The sequence below is a fragment of the Streptomyces melanogenes genome, assembly GCF_014649795.1.
Taxonomy (GTDB): domain Bacteria; phylum Actinomycetota; class Actinomycetes; order Streptomycetales; family Streptomycetaceae; genus Streptomyces; species Streptomyces noboritoensis.
This window is the reverse complement of sequence record NZ_BMTS01000001.1, coordinates 775,208-791,922: the sequence shown is the minus strand read 5'-3', so window position 1 is coordinate 791,922 and position 16,715 is coordinate 775,208. Positions and strand designations below refer to the sequence as shown.

At 70.5% G+C, this 16,715-nt stretch carries 17 protein-coding genes; 7 read left to right on the top strand and 10 right to left on the bottom strand.

Features of this window, described 5'->3' with window-relative positions; translation table 11 throughout:
• The first annotated feature begins 123 nt into the window (after nucleotides 1-123).
• On the top strand, nucleotides 124-1,356 hold the full coding sequence (locus IE252_RS03640) for a glycosyltransferase (protein ID WP_190087741.1): 1,233 nt from the start codon (nucleotides 124-126) through the stop codon (nucleotides 1,354-1,356).
• A gap of 21 nt (nucleotides 1,357-1,377) precedes the next feature.
• Here the strand turns inward: IE252_RS03640 and IE252_RS03635 are convergent, their stop codons facing one another.
• A complete protein-coding gene (locus IE252_RS03635; protein ID WP_190087740.1) occupies nucleotides 1,378-1,809 on the bottom strand; it encodes a GNAT family N-acetyltransferase in 432 nt (143 codons plus the stop codon).
• 154 nt (nucleotides 1,810-1,963) lie between these two features.
• On the opposite strand from IE252_RS03635, the gene IE252_RS03630 reads away from it, so the two are divergent.
• Complete coding sequence (locus IE252_RS03630) at nucleotides 1,964-2,227, top strand: GlsB/YeaQ/YmgE family stress response membrane protein (RefSeq protein WP_190087739.1); 264 nt, start codon at nucleotides 1,964-1,966, stop codon at nucleotides 2,225-2,227.
• Nucleotides 2,228-2,356: 129 nt separating this feature from the next.
• Nucleotides 2,357-3,172 carry an alpha/beta fold hydrolase gene (locus IE252_RS03625; RefSeq protein WP_190087738.1) on the top strand — a complete coding sequence of 272 codons (816 nt, stop codon included), beginning with the start codon at nucleotides 2,357-2,359 and terminating at the stop codon, nucleotides 3,170-3,172.
• Between the two features lie 9 nt (nucleotides 3,173-3,181).
• Here the strand turns inward: IE252_RS03625 and IE252_RS03620 are convergent, their stop codons facing one another.
• Together IE252_RS03620 and IE252_RS03615 are read right to left on the bottom strand one after the other, a co-directional pair.
• Nucleotides 3,182-4,087, bottom strand: coding sequence for a LysR family transcriptional regulator (locus IE252_RS03620; protein WP_190087737.1), 906 nt, complete (start codon nucleotides 4,085-4,087; stop codon nucleotides 3,182-3,184).
• Nucleotides 4,088-4,237: 150 nt separating this feature from the next.
• On the bottom strand, nucleotides 4,238-4,882 hold the full coding sequence (locus tag IE252_RS03615) for a LysE family translocator (RefSeq protein ID WP_190087736.1): 645 nt from the start codon (nucleotides 4,880-4,882) through the stop codon (nucleotides 4,238-4,240).
• A gap of 251 nt (nucleotides 4,883-5,133) precedes the next feature.
• Here IE252_RS03615 and IE252_RS03610 point away from each other — a divergent pair, with 251 nt between their 5' ends.
• Nucleotides 5,134-5,856, top strand: a complete 723-nt coding sequence (locus IE252_RS03610) for a DinB family protein (protein WP_190087735.1) — start codon at nucleotides 5,134-5,136, stop codon at nucleotides 5,854-5,856.
• A 31-nt stretch (nucleotides 5,857-5,887) separates the two neighbouring features.
• Here the strand turns inward: IE252_RS03610 and IE252_RS03605 are convergent, their stop codons facing one another.
• A complete protein-coding gene (locus tag IE252_RS03605; RefSeq protein ID WP_229847927.1) occupies nucleotides 5,888-6,511 on the bottom strand; it encodes a DUF4291 domain-containing protein in 624 nt (207 codons plus the stop codon).
• Nucleotides 6,512-6,620: 109 nt separating this feature from the next.
• Between IE252_RS03605 and IE252_RS03600 the strand changes: the two genes are divergently transcribed.
• On the top strand, nucleotides 6,621-7,601 hold the full coding sequence (locus tag IE252_RS03600) for an NADPH:quinone reductase (RefSeq protein WP_190087733.1): 981 nt from the start codon (nucleotides 6,621-6,623) through the stop codon (nucleotides 7,599-7,601).
• A 77-nt stretch (nucleotides 7,602-7,678) separates the two neighbouring features.
• On the opposite strand, the gene IE252_RS03595 is transcribed toward IE252_RS03600, so the two are convergent.
• The 6 genes from IE252_RS03595 to IE252_RS03570 form a co-directional block, all read right to left on the bottom strand.
• Nucleotides 7,679-8,824, bottom strand: coding sequence for an RNA polymerase sigma factor (locus IE252_RS03595; RefSeq protein WP_190087732.1), 1,146 nt, complete (start codon nucleotides 8,822-8,824; stop codon nucleotides 7,679-7,681).
• Between the two features lies 1 nt (nucleotide 8,825).
• Nucleotides 8,826-9,239, bottom strand: a complete 414-nt coding sequence (locus IE252_RS03590) for a YciI family protein (protein WP_190087731.1) — start codon at nucleotides 9,237-9,239, stop codon at nucleotides 8,826-8,828.
• A gap of 253 nt (nucleotides 9,240-9,492) precedes the next feature.
• On the bottom strand, nucleotides 9,493-9,810 hold the full coding sequence (locus IE252_RS03585; protein WP_190087730.1) for a hypothetical protein: 318 nt from the start codon (nucleotides 9,808-9,810) through the stop codon (nucleotides 9,493-9,495).
• Nucleotides 9,811-10,167: 357 nt separating this feature from the next.
• Nucleotides 10,168-12,342: a TerD family protein gene (locus IE252_RS03580; RefSeq protein WP_190087729.1), complete on the bottom strand. Its 2,175-nt coding sequence runs from the start codon at nucleotides 12,340-12,342 to the stop codon at nucleotides 10,168-10,170.
• A gap of 71 nt (nucleotides 12,343-12,413) precedes the next feature.
• Nucleotides 12,414-13,139 carry a response regulator transcription factor gene (locus IE252_RS03575; protein WP_229847924.1) on the bottom strand — a complete coding sequence of 242 codons (726 nt, stop codon included), beginning with the start codon at nucleotides 13,137-13,139 and terminating at the stop codon, nucleotides 12,414-12,416.
• Nucleotides 13,136-14,413: a sensor histidine kinase gene (locus IE252_RS03570; RefSeq protein ID WP_190087728.1), complete on the bottom strand. Its 1,278-nt coding sequence runs from the start codon at nucleotides 14,411-14,413 to the stop codon at nucleotides 13,136-13,138. Before IE252_RS03570 ends, IE252_RS03575 begins: the two co-directional genes overlap by 4 nt.
• A 137-nt stretch (nucleotides 14,414-14,550) precedes the next feature.
• Here IE252_RS03570 and IE252_RS03565 point away from each other — a divergent pair, with 137 nt between their 5' ends.
• Together IE252_RS03565 and proP are read left to right on the top strand one after the other, a co-directional pair.
• A complete protein-coding gene (locus tag IE252_RS03565) occupies nucleotides 14,551-14,970 on the top strand; it encodes a DUF4190 domain-containing protein (protein WP_229847922.1) in 420 nt (139 codons plus the stop codon).
• A 216-nt stretch (nucleotides 14,971-15,186) separates the two neighbouring features.
• Nucleotides 15,187-16,704 carry a glycine betaine/L-proline transporter ProP gene (gene proP / locus IE252_RS03560; RefSeq protein WP_190087727.1) on the top strand — a complete coding sequence of 506 codons (1,518 nt, stop codon included), beginning with the start codon at nucleotides 15,187-15,189 and terminating at the stop codon, nucleotides 16,702-16,704.
• Nucleotides 16,705-16,715 lie beyond the last annotated feature (11 nt).

The window sequence follows — 16,715 nt, the reverse complement described above, 5'->3', positions numbered from 1 at the left end:
CAAGGAGTTCCCACTCCTTGCCCTATTCAACGTATAGCGCAGTGGTGGGCTTGCGGCAAGGCCCCGTCAATGCCGCACAATCGGCGACCGAGAGCCTGAACCTGCGGAAATGGGAGTCCCGAAATGCGGGTGTTGTTGACGACGTGGGGATCGCGCGGGGATGTCGAACCGCTGGCGGGGCTGGCGCTGGCGCTGCGGGAAATCGGCGTGGAGGCGCGGGTGTGCGCGCCTCCGGACGAGGAGTTCGCGGCGCTGCTCGCACGGGTCGGCGTGCCACTGGTGCCACTGGGTCCGTCCGTGCGCTCGGTGGTGTCCGGCACGAAACCGACGGCCAAGGACGCGTTCCAACTCGCTCCGGAACTGGTCGCCGCACGGTTCGACACACTCGGCAAGGCAGCCGAGGGGTGTGACGCGCTGCTGGCAACCGGCCTGATGCCGGCCGGTGCACGGGACGTGGCCGAGAAACTGGGTATTCAGTACGTGTACGCGTGCTTCCATCTCGCCGGACTGCCCTCGCCGTACTTCTCTCCAGGAGTGCGACCGGGCAAGCCGTCCCCACAGGGCGAGACGGACAGGCGGGTGTTGTGGGAGCAGGACGCCCAGAGGGTGAACGCGTTGTACGGCGGGGCGGTGGCCACCCACCGGGCGGCGATCGGCCTGCCGCCGGTGGACAACGTCCGCGACTACGTCTTCACCGACCAGCCGTGGCTGGCGGCGGACCCGACGCTGTGCCCGTCGCAGGGTATGACCAACCTGGACCTCGTGCAGACCGGGGCGTGGATCCTGCCCGACGACCGTCCGCTCCCGCAGGAGTTGGAGGCGTTCTTGGACGCGGGTGAACCGCCGGTATACGTGGGTTTCGGCAGCATGGCCGCGCACGCCCCGAAGGACGCCGCCCGGGTAGCCATCGAGGCGAGCCGCACACTGGGGCGCCGCGTCCTCCTCGCCCGTGGCTGGGCCGGGCTGGCTCCGGTCGACGACGCCGATGACTGCTTCGTCGTCGACGAGGTCAACCAGCAGGCCCTGTTCGGCCGGGTGGCCGCTGTCGTGCACCACGGCGGCGCGGGCACCACCACGACAGCGGCCCGGGCCAGTACGCCCCAGGTGGTCGTCCCCCAGATCGCGGACCAGCCGTACTGGGCTTCACGCGTGGCCGAGCTGGGTATCGGCGCGGCTCACGACGGCTCGACACCCACGGTCGAGTCCCTGTCCGCAGCGCTCACCACGGCCCTGACGCCGGAGACACACGTACGAGCGAAGTCCGTGGCCGGTGCGATCCACGGTGACGGGGCGACGGTGGCCGCGAAGATGCTCCTCGACGTCGTCAGTCAGAAGGGCGCGTCCTCGTCCGCGTGAGCCGGACAGCCCCAGTGGCCATCAACTCGCCTTCATCCAGCGGTACATACCGATCGAGTCGTGCTCAGCGGTATCCGCGAAACCGAACTGCTCGTACAGGAAGCGGGCGGGGCCGTCCGCGATCAGTGAGACGTAGGCGGTGGCGGGTGCGCGGCGTTCCAGCTCCTCGGTGAGCGCGGCCATGATGCGCTTGCCGAGCCCTCGCCCCTGATGGGCGGGGTGCACACATATGTCGACGATCTGGAACGCGGTGCCGCCGTCGCCGATGATCCGCCCCATGCCGATGGGCTCGCCCTCGTGGTAAAGGACCACGCCGTACCAGGTGTTGGGCAGGGCGAGGGCGACCGCCTCGGGGGCCTTGTCGGAGAGTCCCGCGTCGGTGCGCAGACGGCGGAATACCTCGACGGAAGGTACTCCCGCTCGAATCCGGTAAGGGTCATTCAGAGCTGTCATGCGTTACATGTTAGAGGGTGTGCGAGGGCCACTCCAGCCCGACCGCAGGCGCGCTGGGTCCGGCCACTGCGCCGGGCGTGCGCTCAATGGAAGCGTGAGCAGGCCGTCTCGGGGCACACCTTGAACGAGAAGGTCAGGCTGCAAGGAGGCCATCGTGGAGATTTCGGGGCTCGTCAGCGCGATCGTGATCGGTATCGTCATCGGTGTTCTGGGGCGGCTCGTCGTCCCCGGGCGCCAGCACATCGGAATCCTGTGGACCATCCTGGTCGGCATCGTCGCGGCCCTGGTGGGTACGGCGATCGCGGCCGGCTTCGGCGTCGCCGACACCAAGGGCGTCGACTGGATCGAACTCGCCCTGCAGATCGCGCTGGCCGCCGTGGGCGTGGGCGCGTTGGACCGTTTCAAGGCGCGCCGCTGACGAGAGTCGGCGAGGGCGAGTCTGACACCTCCGTCTTCAGGTAACAGAGCGTGCACCGGGCCATCATCCCGGCTACAGTCAGCTATCACCTGAGCCTGAAATGGGACGGAATCATCCGAGGAGCCCGCCATGCCGCTTCTTCGTACAGGAGGCGTCGCCCTGTACTACGAGGTCGTCGGGGAAGGCGAGCCCCTCGTCTTCGTCCACGGCTCGTGGACCGACCACACCTCGTGGCAGCCCGCGATCGAAGCGGACATCCGTGCGTCGTTCCAGGTGATCAGCTATGACCGCCGTGGCCACAGCCGGAGCGAAGTCGTGGCAGGTCAGGGCAGGCGAAGACAGGACGAGGACGATCTCCAGGCGCTGATCGAACAGCTCGGGCCCGCGCCGGCGCACGTGGCGGGCAATTCCTTCGGCGCCATCATCACCCTCGGTCTGGCCGCCCGCCGTCCGGATCTGTTCCGCAGCATCACGGTGCACGAACCGCCCCTGCTCACGATCGTGGCCGACGACCCGGACGCCATGGAGGAGCTGCGTCCGACGGGGGCCTCGATCGACGCCGCACTCGCCCTTATCCGGCAGGGCGAGAACCAGCGGGCCGCGCGGTTGTTCGTGGAGGAAGTCGCGTTGGGCCCCGGTATGTGGGACCAACTGCCCGGTCCCGTACAGGACACGTTCGTACGCAACGCGCCCACCTGGCTGGACGAGCAGTCCGACCCCGGATGGGCGACGCTCGACATCGACGGGCTCTCCCGCTGCACCGCACCCGTACTCCTCACCCGAGGCACCACGAGCCCGGCATGGTTCACGACGGTCCTCGACCGACTGGCCGAGGCACTGCCGCAGGCGCAACGCCACACCATCGAAGGCGCGGGTCACATGCCCCACGCCACCCATCCGCAGCAGTACGTGGCCGTCCTCACCCGGTTCCTCCAGAGCCGGTAGGCGCTCCGCTCAGCAATCCCGCCGACGGACCGGCCGTGGGCCCAGGCGTTCGGCCGTGCCGACGAAGGCACGCACCCGTGCGCTCTCGCGCGCAGTGGGCCACACCAGAGACCACTCGGTGGTGGGTGCGTCGTGGAGCGGTACGAAGGTGATGCCGGGCGGTGTGTAGTGCCAGGTCACGTGCTCGTTCAAGGGGCTGACGACCTGTTGGGCGGCGATGAGGGTCAGGATCTCGTGGAAGGACCTGGCACGGGCACCGCGCGGGATCGGGCGTCCGAGCGGGGTGTGGCCGGGCAGCATGGCTTCGAGCCAGTAGTCGGGCACGTCCGGGCCGGCGTCGAAGAGGACGCAGTCCGCGAGGTCCTCCATCGACACCGACTCGCGCCCTGCCCAAGGGGAGTCGTCGGAGACCGCGAGCACCCGGCCCTCGGTCAGCACGCAGGCTCCCACGGACAGGTCGGGCTCACGCACCGGCAGCCACATGAGCTGGAGGTCGGTCCGCCCGGAGCGCAGCTCTGCGAACGGGTCGCTGAAGTGGAACTCCTTGACGACCACCTCGCACGCGGGGTGCTCCGCCGTGAACGCCTCGATCACCGGACGCAACTCCTGGCCCAGCGCACCCATCACACCCAGGCTCAAGGTGCCGCTCAGGTCGGTGCTCGCGACAGTGGCTCGGGCGAGGCTTTCGTTGATGAGGTCGTAAGCCAGCCCCAACTCCTCCCGCAGGCGCCGGCCCACGGGTGTCAGCACGACCGTGCGGCTGGTGCGGTCGAACAGGGCCGCGCCGATCCGCCGCTCCTGCTTCTTGATGGCCTGACTGACCCGGGCCTGGGAGACATGGAGCCGGGCTGCGGTGCGGCCGAAATGCAGCTCCTCCGCCAGCACCAGAAAGATCTCGATGTCTCTCAGTTCCATCAACGCCCCCCGATCGATAACCCCCTGATTATCGCCCTGATCGCGGATCTTAACTTGATCCGCCGTCAGCCCTCCGGGGAGGCTTCGCGCTGTAGGGGCACCGTGCGGGGTGGCCGGATTTCGTCGGCCCGGTCCCCCGGCGGCCGCAGGCTAGTCGGCGCGGCCCGTCGCCGCCACGGTCACACCCAGGCCGATCATCGCGATCCCGCCCGCTCCGCCGACCATCGACAGACGGCGGTCCGAGCGGGCGAACCAGGAGCGGGCCGCCGAGGCGCCCAGGCCCCACAGGGTGTCGGTGATCATGCCGATGGCGACCGGGACCAGCCCCAGCACCATCATCTGGAGGGGGACGCGGCCCGCCGAGTGGTCCACGAACTGCGGCAGCACCGCCGCGAAGAAGACGACGCCTTTGGGGTTGGTGACACCCACGAAAATACCGTCCAGGACGGTGCGCAGATCGCCGCGCCGCTCACCCGCCGGGGCGGCCATGGTCGCCGCGCGCATCTCCTTGCGGTGCCGGAAGGCCTGCACGCCGAGGTAGACGAGATACACCGCCCCGGCCAGCTTCACGCCCATGAACACCGTCGCCGAGCTCTCCACCAGCGCGCCGAGACCCCACGCCACCGCGATCACCAGGAGGTACGAACCGAGCAGGTTGCCCAGGACGGTCGCGAGCGCGACGCGGCGGCCGTGCGCAAGGGCCCTGCCGATCACGAACAGTACGCTCGGCCCCGGAATCACGATCACCAACAGCGACATCGCCGCGAACGCGAGAATGCTCTCCGTGGACACCATGTATCCGCCACCTCCTGCGCTTGTCTGCCGGAGATCATAGAAACAGACGCCGGACCCTCGCCTCTAGACACATCCACCCACCGAAATCACCGGGTCCGGACAGGTACGGTCTCTTTACGCTGCGGGGGCCGTGTACGTGAGGCATGCCGTACCCCTTAGGCGGTGAGGAAATCAGTGGCGCCCCGTCAGGTGAGCCGTTACCTTCCGCCTGACCGCAGTGAGTCGCGCAACACGAACGCGAAGGGTGCCGCATGGAGATCGAGGGCGTACGAACCGATCGACTGGGCCTCTTGATCGACCAGTTCGACCGGGCCAGGGAGATGGCGCAGGTACGGCTGACGGGGCTCGGCGACGAGGAGTACCTGTGGGAGCCGGCGCCCGGCAGCTGGTCGGTCCGGCGCCGGGAGGACGCGGTGACTCCCCGGGCGTTCGGGCCGGGCGATTGGGTCCTCGACCTGGGCGCCCCGGACATCCCGGCCAACGAGTACGCCGAGGTCGCCCGGCAGGCCGCCGACGGCATGACCGTTGCCAAGATCGCCGATGACTGGAGCGTGAGCGTCGAGCGGGTGGAGCAGGTCCTCGCCCACACCGGTGAGCCGGAGCCCGACCAGACACCGATCACGACCATCGCGTGGCGCCTGGCACACCTGCACTTCCACTTCGCGGGCGCCTATGAGTGGACATTCGGTGAACGACGGCAGGAACCGAAGCTGCTGGTCGACTTCACCCCGTCCGCAAGCGTGGCACTGGAGCGGTTCTGGCCGCTGATCGACCGCTGGCGCGACAGTGTGGCAGCCCTGACGGAGGAGCAGCTCGACACGGTCGGCCTCTCCCAGTACCCGTACAGCAACGACTCCGAATACCCCTACGTCAACGTGCTGGCGTCCGCCAACATCGAATTCATCCACCACATGGCCGAGATCGCGCTGCTCCGCGACCTGTGGCAGGCCCGCTTCACCGCCGACGGGAAGTAGACCCGCGCCTCAGCCGCGCGGTGGACCCGGCTCAACCCGTCTGCTCAGCGGCGCTGTCCAACGCATCGGCTCCGCCCCGGAGCAGCCCCTCGTCGGCGGGATAGGGCCGTTCGCCGGGCAGGAGTCGCCGGGCGGTGTCCAGGTCTCCGTCCCGTACGTGGGCGTGGATCTGGCGGGCGATCGGGGTGACGTCGGTGATGGAGGTGATCCACTCGTCGGCGTAGCGATGTGCGGCCTCGCCGGACAGGCCGAGCTGGAGCGCCCGGTGGGACAGGGGCTGGAGGTGCAGGTCGCGTTCGGGATCCCACTGCACTCGGGCGGGAGCCCGCTTCAACTGGCGCTGCCACGCGGCGCGATCGGGGTGGAGGCCCCGTTCGTAGTGGGACAGACAGGAGTGTTCCAGCGCCCACTCGAAACCCTCGCGGGTGATCTCCACGGCCAGGACGGTCTCCTGGCCCTCCTTGGTGCCCCAGCCGCAGCGGTACATCATCCACAGGAACGACGGTTTGATCCACGTCATCCGGTCCCGCTTCCACACGTCCGGGAACCGGCCCTCGCTCGCCGCAGGCACGCCGATCTCCGGCCTGTACGCCTGGTAGACGGTGATGGTGGAGGCCGTGTACTGGGCCCGGATCTGATACTTGGGTTCTTCCACGATCACCAGAGTGGACACACCGGTCGGCGCGCGCCATCGAATTACCGTGGCGTGACACCGTCGAACCGGTAAGAACCTGGCGTCCCGCTGCCGCACACGGAGGTATCCCATGCTTGCGTCCTGGTACGACGAACAAGGCCCTGCCGCCGACGTCCTGCGCGTCGGCGAACTGCCCGACCCCACCCCGGGCCCCGGCGAGGTCCGCGTCCGTGTCGCCGTCTCGGGCATCAACCCCGGTGACACCAAGAAGCGGCGTGGCTGGCTCGGTTCGTCCATGCCGTACCCGAGAGTTGTCCCGCACAGCGACGCGGCGGGAGTCGTCGACGCCGTGGGCGACGGGGTCGACGCCCGGCGCGTCGGGCAGCGGGTATGGGTGTACGGGGCGCAGTCCTACCGCCCGTTCGGCACCGCCGCCCAGTACACCGTCGTGCCCGACCACCAGGCCGTCCCATTGCCCGACCACCTCGGCGACGAACTCGGCGCGAGCCTGGGCATTCCCGGGATCACCGCCCACCGCACCGTCTTCGCGGACGGCCCGGTCGACGGGCAACTCGTTCTGGTGCACGGCGTCCTGGGCGGTGTCGGCTCGCTGGCCGCCCAGCTGGCCCGCTGGGCCGGAGCCACCGTCATCGCCACCGTGCGTCGCACCGCCGACCTCGACCGCGTCGCCCCGGCCGTGGTCTCCCACGCCGTCGCCCTGGACACCAACGATCCGGCGGAGGCGATCCGCACCCACGCGCCCCGGGGCGTCGACCGGATCATCGAGGTGGCCCTGTCCGACAACGCCGACCTCGACAACGCCGTCGCCGCGAACGAGGCCGTCATCGCCGCCTACGCCACCCGCGCGGACCGCACCGAACTCCCCTTCTGGCCGCTCCTGTTCAACAACGTGACCCTGCGGCTCTTCGGCAGCGACGACTTCCCCGTCGAGGCCAAGCGGCAAGCCGCCCGTGACCTGACGGCGGCGGCCGCCGTGGGCGCGCTCACCGTCGAGGTCGGCGAGCGCTTCCCGCTGGCGGACATCGCCAAGGCCCACAACCGCGTGGACACCGGGGGCCGTGGCCGCGTGCTGCTCACCGTGCCCCAGTAGCAGCGGACCCCAAGTGCACTCACCGTGGCTCGGTGGGCGAGGACCGTACTGATCAGGGTGACGGCCCGGGGGTCCCGTCAGCGGCCCCGGCGGGCGTTCAGCCGGGCCGCCTGGCGCGTCAGGTGGTCGCGTTCCGCGAGGTTGGGGGCCTTTTGAGCCGCCTCAGCGTACAGGCGTGCCGCCGTCGCCAGGTCGCCGTCGCGCTCGTGGAGGTACGCGGCCACCGCGGTGTGGCGGGGTAGTGATTCGTCCAGGGCCAAGAGCGCCGCCAGCCCCGCGCGCGGTCCGTCGGCCTCGCCGACGGCTACCGCGCGGTTGAGCCGGACGACCGGGCTGTCTGTCAGGCGCGCGAGCTCGTCGTACCACTCGACGATCTGCACCCAGTCGGTCTCCTCGGCGGTGCGCGCGTCGGCGTGGAGGGCGGCGATGGCGGCCTGGGCCTGGAACTCGCCGAGGCGGTCGCGGGCGAGGGCCGCCTGCAGGATCGCGACGCCCTCGGCGATCGCCTTGGTGTCCCATCGGCCGCGGTCCTGCTCGGCGAGCGGCACCAGGCTGCCGTCGGGTGCGGTGCGGGCGGCGCGCCGGGCGTGGTGGAGCAGCATGAGGGCGAGCAGCCCCGCCACCTCGGGGTGGTCGATCGCGGCCGCGAGCTGCCGGGTGAGCCGGATGGCCTCGGCGGCGAGGTCGACGTCGCCGGAGTAGCCCTCGTTGAAGACGAGGTAGAGGACGCGCAGCACGGTGGCGACGTCGCCGGGCTGGTCGAAACGCACCCCGGATACGGTCCGCTTGGCCCGGCTGATCCGCTGCGCCATCGTCGCCTCGGGCACCAGATAGGCCTGGGCGATCTGACGGGTAGTCAGCCCACCCACGGCGCGCAGGGTGAGCGCGACCGCGGACGACGGCGTCAGTGACGGGTGGGCGCACAGGAAGTAGAGCTGGAGCGTGTCGTCCACCGCGGGCGTGGGCCCCGGCGTCGGTTCCTCGTCGACGAGGTCCTCACGTCTGCGCCGGGCGGTGTCCGCCCGGGTCGCGTCGAGGAACCGGCGCCAGGCCACGGTGACCAGCCAGCCCTTCGCATCCCGCGGAGGGTCGGCCGGCCACACGCGGACCGCCTCGACCAGCGCGTCCTGCACGGCGTCCTCGGCCGCCGCGAAGTCGGCTCCGCGGCGGACGAGGATCCCGAGCACGCTCGGTGTGAGGCTCCTCAGCAGAACCTCGTCCACCTCAGTGGCACTCGGTGACGTTGGGCTGCGCGGCCAGGAAGGGACGCACCTCCAGCCACTCGTGGATCGGCTTCCCGCCCGCCCCGGGGGCGGCCGACAGCTCCCCGGCCAGCTCGACGGCGCGCTCGTAGGTGTCGACGTCAATCACCATCCACCCGGCGATGAGGTCCTTGGTCTCGGCGAACGGACCGTCGGTGACGGGCGGGCGCCCCTCGCCGTCGTAGCGGACCCACGCCCCTTCGGGCGCGAGCGCCTGACCGTCGACGTACTCGCCGGTCCCCTCCAGCCGGGCCGCGAAGTCCCGCATGTACTGGATGTGGGCCGAGATCTCCTCGGGCGTCCACTGGTCCATGGGAACGTCGTTGACCGCCGCCGGGGCGCCGCGGTAGTGCTTGAGCAGCAGGTACTTGGCCATGGTGACTCTCCTCGGTACTGGTGCGACCCATTGTGGTCGCCTTCACTACCGGGACGGAGCCAGCCACGGGTTCTCGACATCGCCGCCAGAATTTCTTGGCTCTTTTTTCGGCCCTCCTGATTCGAGCCCCGGCCTAACGCCCGTCGGCCACCTGAGCTCAAGATCGCTCAGAACGCCTTGACGAGGTCACGCGGGTGGGACGACGGACCGATCGCCGCTGCCCCACCCGCCTCACGGCACCTGCCCGAGTCGACTATCCGGGCCAGCCCCACTGCTTCACGCGCTTGAAGCCACCGTCGGGGCAGTACATGCTGATGCCACGGCGGTCGCCCTGCCACGGGCCGGGGCCGTAGTTCAGCTGCTTCTGCAGGGATCCCTTCTTGCACAGAATGCTGGCCCCGTATCGGGCGGGACCGTGCCCGTCGCACCACACGTTGGCCGAGGTGCTGTTCTCCCAGTTCGTATGACACTTCAGGGCCTGGACGCTCGCCTGACCGGACGACGCACTGCTCGCCGTGCCGGCCGCGACCGCCGGTGCCACGGGGGCCGCGACGGCCAAGGCCGTCGCCACCGACAACACCGCTCCACGCAATTGCACTTGGTTCCTCCCGTTTCGGCTTCCGTGCCACGCCCTGTCTGCCGGGGGTCAGGTCCCGACTCGGGCGCCGCGGTCGTCAACGAAGCTACAAAGCACCTCGTGAGCAGTCATCCAACGTACGGTTGACCTTCCGGTAGACCGCGCGCGGTAGCGCCGTGGGGAGGTCAACTTTGGCGGTACACAGCCGCCACCCCGCCCCCGGACACGACGACGCCGGGGTGCCCGATCGGGCACCCCGGCGCGAAGTCGAAGGCGAGGAAAGCGAAGGGACTATTTCAGTGGAGTGGAGAAGGAAGTCCGTTCATGGCCTCGCACGGCCAACAGTAGCAGTCAGGCGGGGATCAGGTCGCGCAGGTTTTCCGGGGTGAGGATGCGGGAGCCGGGGTGCAGTCCCTCCGGGCGTTCCAGGCCGACGTAGGTGACCGGGCCGTCCGGGACCGACACACCGTCCCACAGCGTGGTGGGCGTCGCCCCGTCGGCCATCAGGTCGGTGAGGTAGCGGACCGTGAGGTGGTCGCGCTCGACGATGCCGCGCAGCAGCGTGGCGACCGATACCCGGTTGCCCTCGACCCGGTTGGAGTTCGGGGTGCCCGTCAGGTAGAGGTGCAGCCACTTGGCGTGCCAGCGGCCGTCCTCGCCCCGTACGAACACCAGCGGCAGCGCGACACGGCCCGTACCGCGCAGCTCCGACTTCATACGGACCGTGCGCGCTTCGAAGGGGCGGCCCGCCTGCTCGGTCTCACGCAGCATGAAGCCGAAGAACGACTCCTCCACCTCCTCGAAACCCTCCCCCGAGAAGATGTTGACCTGCGGGACGATGAAGGTGCCGCGCACGGCGCCCAGGCGCAGGTTGATGAACTCCGAGGCACCGGCGGGCGCGTCGGTGATGTCGCCGGAGTGCTCGCCCTCGAGCTCGGTGAGCGTGGTGTACGACAGCCAGGCCACGGTCTCGTACGACGCGTCCAGCATCAGCGCCGACAGGTCGAAGTCGGTGCTGCGGCTCGTCTGCTTCCAGTGGACGAAGAACCGCAGCAGCTCGCCGTCGACCGGGGAGAGCGAGCCGCGCGGCAGCACACCGAGGCCCGCCGCCGTCGCCTTGCCGCTGAGCGGGAGTGCGACGTCGAGGACATCGGGGTCGATCAGCAGGTGGCCCGGGTCAGGCAGACGCACGCGTATCTCGGCGTCCAGGGCGGCGATCAGACGCTCGCACTCGGCCGCGGGCACGGGCGGGCGGGTGTCGTCGCTCACCCAGGCACGGCCGCGGCTGTTGACGAAGACACGGCGTGCGCCGCCCTCACGGGCGCGGTTGTGCAGGTGCTCGCGCACCGACAGCAGGACCCGGCCGGACACCTGCGGGGCGACCCGCTCGGCGGCGGCGACCACCACGTCACGCTCGTCCTGGGTGCCGCACGCGCGCAGCAGGTGGTCCAGCGAGCGGAACAGCTTGCCCGGGGCGGACTCCAGCAACCGCGCCGCACCGGTGACGTCGCCCGCGCCGAGCAGCTCCGCCGCGCGGCTGTCGAAGGACCGGGCCACCTTCTCCCCACGGGCGACGGCGAACACATCGGCCGCGTGCGGCCAGCGCTCCGCGTACTCGCGGGCGTGCAGCCGCTCCCCCAGGCGCTTGAACGCCTCGCGGTGCGCACCCACATCGGCGAGCTTGGCCGGGGACGCCGCCACGACCGCGTCGAGCCCGGCGAGCAGGGCGCGCCGCACCGGGCGGGACGGCGAGCGGAACCGGGTCGGCTCCACGAGGGTCACGTCGCCGTCCGACAGCGCGCAGGCCAGCCGGAGCACATCGGTGACCGTGTCCAGGAGCAGACCCGCACCGGCCTCCAGCCGGGCGCGGTTGACGACGGCACGGTTCTCCCGGACCGGGATCTCCTCGGGCTGCGGACCGTCCACGCAGTGCCCGGCGAGCGCGGCCAGGTCGAGCAGCGCCTCCTCGCCCAGTGGCGTGACGCTCCCGGCCAGGGCCAGGTACAGGGCGGTGACCTCGTCGTCCGGGGTGCCGCCCAGGTGCAGGACGGTCAGGCGGTCACCCGCCGCGGCGATCAGCTCGTCGTGCGCGGCGAGCATCTGGGTGTACGTGTGCTGGTAGGTGCCGTAGGACGGGAGGGTCAGCAGGTCGAGCACGCCCGTGCTCAGCTGGGCGAGCGTGCTTTCGCGCGAGGCGTCGTCGGCGAGCGCCTCGTTGATGCACCGCGCCCAGAAGTCGAACGTGTCCGGCACGTTGGCCGGGAAGTCGATGAAGTAGGCGTTGTGCTGGACGTGGTCGCCGACCATCGCGCGGACCGTGTCCAGCGTCCGTACGGCGGTGTCGACGACTGTCCCCTCGTCCAGCGCCGACAGGTGCCCCAGCAGGTCCGCCGACAGCTTGAAACCCACCGCCATCAGCGCGGCGTCGAACTGCCGTGCCGCGACACCGCCTTGCCCTGCGGGTCCGCAGGGGGCGGGAAGGCGGTGGGTGTGCCGGATGACCAGGGGTTCGAAACGGTGGACCATCCGGGAATGATCCCAGAGCCGTACGAACCGACGCACTCGGGTTTTCGTACGCCGCGTGCCGCGCGACCGCCTCAGCCGGTGAACCCCGGCACCACCAGGCCGGATTCGTACGCGATCACCACCGCGTGGGTCCGGTTCTGCGCGCCGAGTTTGGTCAGCACGTTCCCGACGTGCGTCTTCACCGTCTCCAGGCTCACCGTCAGCGACTGTGCGATCTCCGGGTTGGACAGGCCGGTGGCCATCAGCCGCAGTGTCTCCTCCTCCCGCCCCGTCAGCGCCGCCCGCGGCAACGCCTCGGCGGAGCCCAGCGGGCGGGCGGCGACCATCCGGCGCAACGCGGCCGGAAAGAGGATCGCCTCCCCGGCCGCGACCACCCGTACCGCCTCCGCGATCTGCCGGACCGGATGCCGCTTGAGCACGAACCCGCTGGCCCCCGCGCTGAGCGCGGCGGTGACGTAGTCGTCGTTCTCGAACGTGGTGATCACCACGACCTTCGGCGGTGGCGCCGACTCGGCCAGCAACTGCCGGGTGGCGTCGATGCCGTTGCGACGCGGCATACGTACGTCCATCAACACCACGTCCGGGCGCAGCCGCAGCGCCTGATCGACCGCCTCGACGCCGTCGGCGGCCTCCCCGACCACCGCGATCCCCGGCTGTGCCGCGAGCAGGGTGCGCAGACCGCTGCGGGTCACCTCGTCGTCGTCCGCGATGAGGAGGGTGACGGGGTTGGCGGGGCCGGTGCCGTCAACCGCCGCACGGCTGGTCGTGACGGTTGCGCCCACATCAGAGTCGATCATGCGGACAACCGTACGGGCAGCCGGACCGCCAACCGCCAGTGCCGCGACCCGTCCGGGCCGGCCTCGAACTCACCGTGCAGCAACCGCACCCGCTCGGCCAGCCCGGACAGGCCGTGCCCGGACGTCGGGAAGGAACGCGGGCCCGGGCCCGTCCCCTCCCCGGTCCGGTTCACCACACTCAGCTCAAGCCCGTCCGGCTCGGCCGCCACGCGCACCTTTATCGGACCGCCCGCCCCGTGCCGCAACGCGTTCGTCAGCCCCTCCTGCAGGATCCGGTACGCCGCCCGGGAGAGCGTCCCCTGTACCTGCGCCAACTCGCCCGACAGCCGCGGCTCCACCACCGCGCCCGCATGCCGCAACCGGTCGAACAGCTCGGGCAGGTCGGCCAAGGTCCGGGTCGGCGCCGTCTCCGCCTTCTGCTCGCGCAGTACGCCCAGGACGTAGTCCAGATCCTCCAGCGCGGCACGGGTCGACTCCTCGATGCTGCGCAGGGCCGCCCGCGCGGCCACCGGGTCGGCGCAGAGCACCTCGCCCGCCACCGCCGCCTGGATCGTGGTCGCCGTCAACGTGTGTCCGATGGAGTCGTGCAGCTCGTGGGCCAGCCGGTTGCGTTCGGCCAGCCGCAGCTCCCGCTCGGCCGCCAACGCGAGCCGCTCGGCCGACGACGGCCCGAGCAGCCTGGGCGCCGACCACCGCAGGGTATGCGTCACCACCGCACATACCGACGCCGCCAGCAGCAGACAGCAGGTTGCTACCACCCAGCTCCGCCAACCCGGCTCGGCCCGCACCGACCAACCGAACAGACTCAGCCCCGCTTCGGCGCGGAACCACCCCATCGCCGGGAGTGTCAGGCCCGCGACCAGCAGCACACCGCTGACCAGCGCACCCGTCCACCCCAGTGCCACGTGCAGCAGCGACCAGAGAGGAGTCCGCCAACGGTCGGCGGCGGACGGCGAGGTCGACGTCGGCGCGGTGCCTGGCTCGTTCGTCCGCCGACGTGCGGTCACCGGGGCCGCCAACGGCACGCTCAGCAGTCGACGGGCCAACGGGATCAGCGCCCGCCGCGTCGTGCGCGCCAGCCCGACCGCTCCGATCAATACGGCCCAGACCAGGAGGACGAGGACCACCTGCACTCCATAGGGAGCGGACGGCCACACCAGCGTCGGCACCAGCGCGAAAGGCAGCAGCGGAAGACTCGCCACCGCGCCGCAATAGGCGAACAGCATGCCCGAATACGTGGAGCCGCGCAGCAGCGGCCGAAATCCCCTGATCATGATCGCCCCAGTATGACCGGGCAGCTCACGGTCGCCCTCCCCCGATCGGGGGAGCAGATTCTCCCGCCTTCACGCGATGCGCACCCGACACCCCGCACCCCATGATCGTGCCCTGCCCGGTTGACGGAAGGACGGCAGTGAGCACGCAACGTACAGAGATAGAGATACCGCCGCATCACACGGCATCGAGTTGGGCGGTCGATTCCCTTGACCCCCATCACCGTGGCACGCGGCCGCCGAGCGGCAAGAACGGCCTTGCCCAGCCCGCGACGGTGCTGGGCGTCATCGCCCTGAGCACGTCGATCGTCTTCATCGGCGGCCCGCTCGGCGTCATCGGCCTGATCCTGGGCGTCGCCGCCCTGGCGACGGCGAAGAGGACCGGCGTCGGCCGCGGCAAGGCCATCACCGCCGTGGTGACCTCGGCCATCGCGATCGTGGTGTCCGTCCTGGTCGCCGTCGTCACGGTCTGGTACGCCAACAAGACGCAGGGGTGCTACCAGCCCGACACCTTCCATGAGTACAAGCAGTGCGTCCGCCAGCAGTTCACCGGCAACTGACGGGCGACGACATACCGGCCGGGCGATCACCCCCGTCGACGGACGCCCGCCGCACACGTCACCCATAGGCACCCGCCGACATGCCCGAACGCCATGCGGGATCGAGAATGAGTGGTCACCGGCGTCGCGGCGCGCCCCGGCAGAGAGGCCCTCCCCATGCCTGGACCTTCTCGTCGTCCGGCCGGGCCACGCCGTGGGCACGCGCGGACCGACCGGATGCTCCGTACACTGCTGCGCCGCCGCAAGCGGGCGCTGAGCAGTGCGGACGTGACGGTCGCCGATCAGCCCCAGGTGCGCCGCGCGGTGACGGCGGCCGCGCTCGGCAACACCATGGAGTGGTTCGACTTCGGTGTCTACGCCTATCTGGCCGGGACCATGGGCAAGGTCTTCTTCCCGTCGAGCTCGCCGGGCGTCCAGGTCGTCTCCACCTTCGCGACCTTCGCCGCGGCCTTCCTGGTCCGGCCGCTCGGCGGGCTGGTGTTCGGCCCGCTCGGCGACCGGATCGGGCGGCAGAAGGTGCTCGCCGCGACGATGATCATGATGGCGGCGAGCACCTTCGCGGTGGGGTTCCTCCCCACGTACGCGACAGTCGGCTTCGCCGCGCCCCTTCTGCTCCTGGTCTGCCGGCTCGTCCAGGGGTTTTCGACCGGCGGCGAGTACGCGGGAGCCACCACGTACATCGCCGAGTACGCGCCCGACCGGCGCCGCGGATTCCTGGGCAGCTGGCTCGACTTCGGCACCTTCGTCGGGTACGCCCTGGGGTCCGGCCTGGTCACGATCCTCACGGTCACGCTCGGCACGAAGGGGCTGGAGGACTGGGGGTGGCGCATCCCCTTCTTCGTCGCGGGGCCGCTCGGTCTGATCGGCCTGTACATGCGGCTGAAACTGGAGGAGACCCCGGCCTTCAAGAAGGAGGCCGCCTACACGGCGGCGGAGGGCGGGGGCGACGCGCCCTCGACCGAGGAGGCGCCTCCGACGGCCAGAGGAACCCTCAAGGAGATCTTCACCAAGCACTGGCACGCGGTGCTCATCTGCATGGGCCTCGTCCTGCTGTACAACGTCACCAACTACATGGTGACGTCCTACCTTCCGACGTACATGACCGTCACCCTCGACGAGAACGACACCACGGCGCAGTTGCTGGTGCTCGGCACCATGCTGCTCGTGGTCCTCACCATCACGACGGTGGGCCACACCTCGGACCGCTGGGGCCGCAGGCCGGTCTTCCTGGCGGGCAGTGTCGCCCTCATCGCTCTCGCACTGCCCGCGTTCCTGCTGATCCGGGAGGGCGGCATCCTGCTTCCGGCGGTGGGCTGCGCGGTCCTGGGCCTGCTGCTGGTGTGTTTCGCGGGCACGGCCGCCTCCACCCTGCCCGCGCTGTTCCCCACCCGGTTGCGCTACGGCGCGCTGTCCATCGCCTTCAACATCTCGGTTTCGCTGTTCGGCGGTACGACGCCGCTGTTCACCTCGGCGCTCGTGGAGGTGACGGGGAACGACCTGGTCCCGGCGTACTACCTGATGGTGGCCGGGGTCATCGGTCTCGTATCCACGCTCTTCCTGCACGAGACAGCGGGCAAGCCGCTGCGCGGGTCCGGGCCGATGGTCGAGACACACGGCGAGGCGGAACGCCTGGTCGCCCACAGCCGGGCGGCGGCCGGGCGCCAGGCGCGGGACATCTGGATCCGGCTGCGCCATCCATGGGCCCAGCGCCCTCCCGGGGACGGCCGCGACTGAGCACCCGGCGG

Excerpts from the sequence above, each read along its gene's own strand:
- IE252_RS03600 (WP_190087733.1), top strand. The coding sequence starts at position 6,621 with ATGCTTGCGTCCTGGTACGACGAACAAGGCCCTGCCGCCGACGTCCTG.
- IE252_RS03640 (WP_190087741.1), top strand. The coding sequence starts at position 124 with ATGCGGGTGTTGTTGACGACGTGGGGATCGCGCGGGGATGTCGAACCG.
- IE252_RS03620 (WP_190087737.1), bottom strand. The coding sequence starts at position 4,087 with ATGGAACTGAGAGACATCGAGATCTTTCTGGTGCTGGCGGAGGAGCTG.
- IE252_RS03570 (WP_190087728.1), bottom strand. The coding sequence starts at position 14,413 with ATGATCAGGGGATTTCGGCCGCTGCTGCGCGGCTCCACGTATTCGGGC.
- IE252_RS03575 (WP_229847924.1), bottom strand. The coding sequence starts at position 13,139 with ATGATCGACTCTGATGTGGGCGCAACCGTCACGACCAGCCGTGCGGCG.
- IE252_RS03625 (WP_190087738.1), top strand. The coding sequence starts at position 2,357 with ATGCCGCTTCTTCGTACAGGAGGCGTCGCCCTGTACTACGAGGTCGTC.
- IE252_RS03580 (WP_190087729.1), bottom strand. The coding sequence starts at position 12,342 with ATGGTCCACCGTTTCGAACCCCTGGTCATCCGGCACACCCACCGCCTT.
- IE252_RS03635 (WP_190087740.1), bottom strand. The coding sequence starts at position 1,809 with ATGACAGCTCTGAATGACCCTTACCGGATTCGAGCGGGAGTACCTTCC.
- IE252_RS03615 (WP_190087736.1), bottom strand. The coding sequence starts at position 4,882 with ATGGTGTCCACGGAGAGCATTCTCGCGTTCGCGGCGATGTCGCTGTTG.
- proP (WP_190087727.1), top strand. The coding sequence starts at position 15,187 with ATGCTCCGTACACTGCTGCGCCGCCGCAAGCGGGCGCTGAGCAGTGCG.
- IE252_RS03590 (WP_190087731.1), bottom strand. The coding sequence starts at position 9,239 with ATGGCCAAGTACCTGCTGCTCAAGCACTACCGCGGCGCCCCGGCGGCG.
- IE252_RS03610 (WP_190087735.1), top strand. The coding sequence starts at position 5,134 with ATGGAGATCGAGGGCGTACGAACCGATCGACTGGGCCTCTTGATCGAC.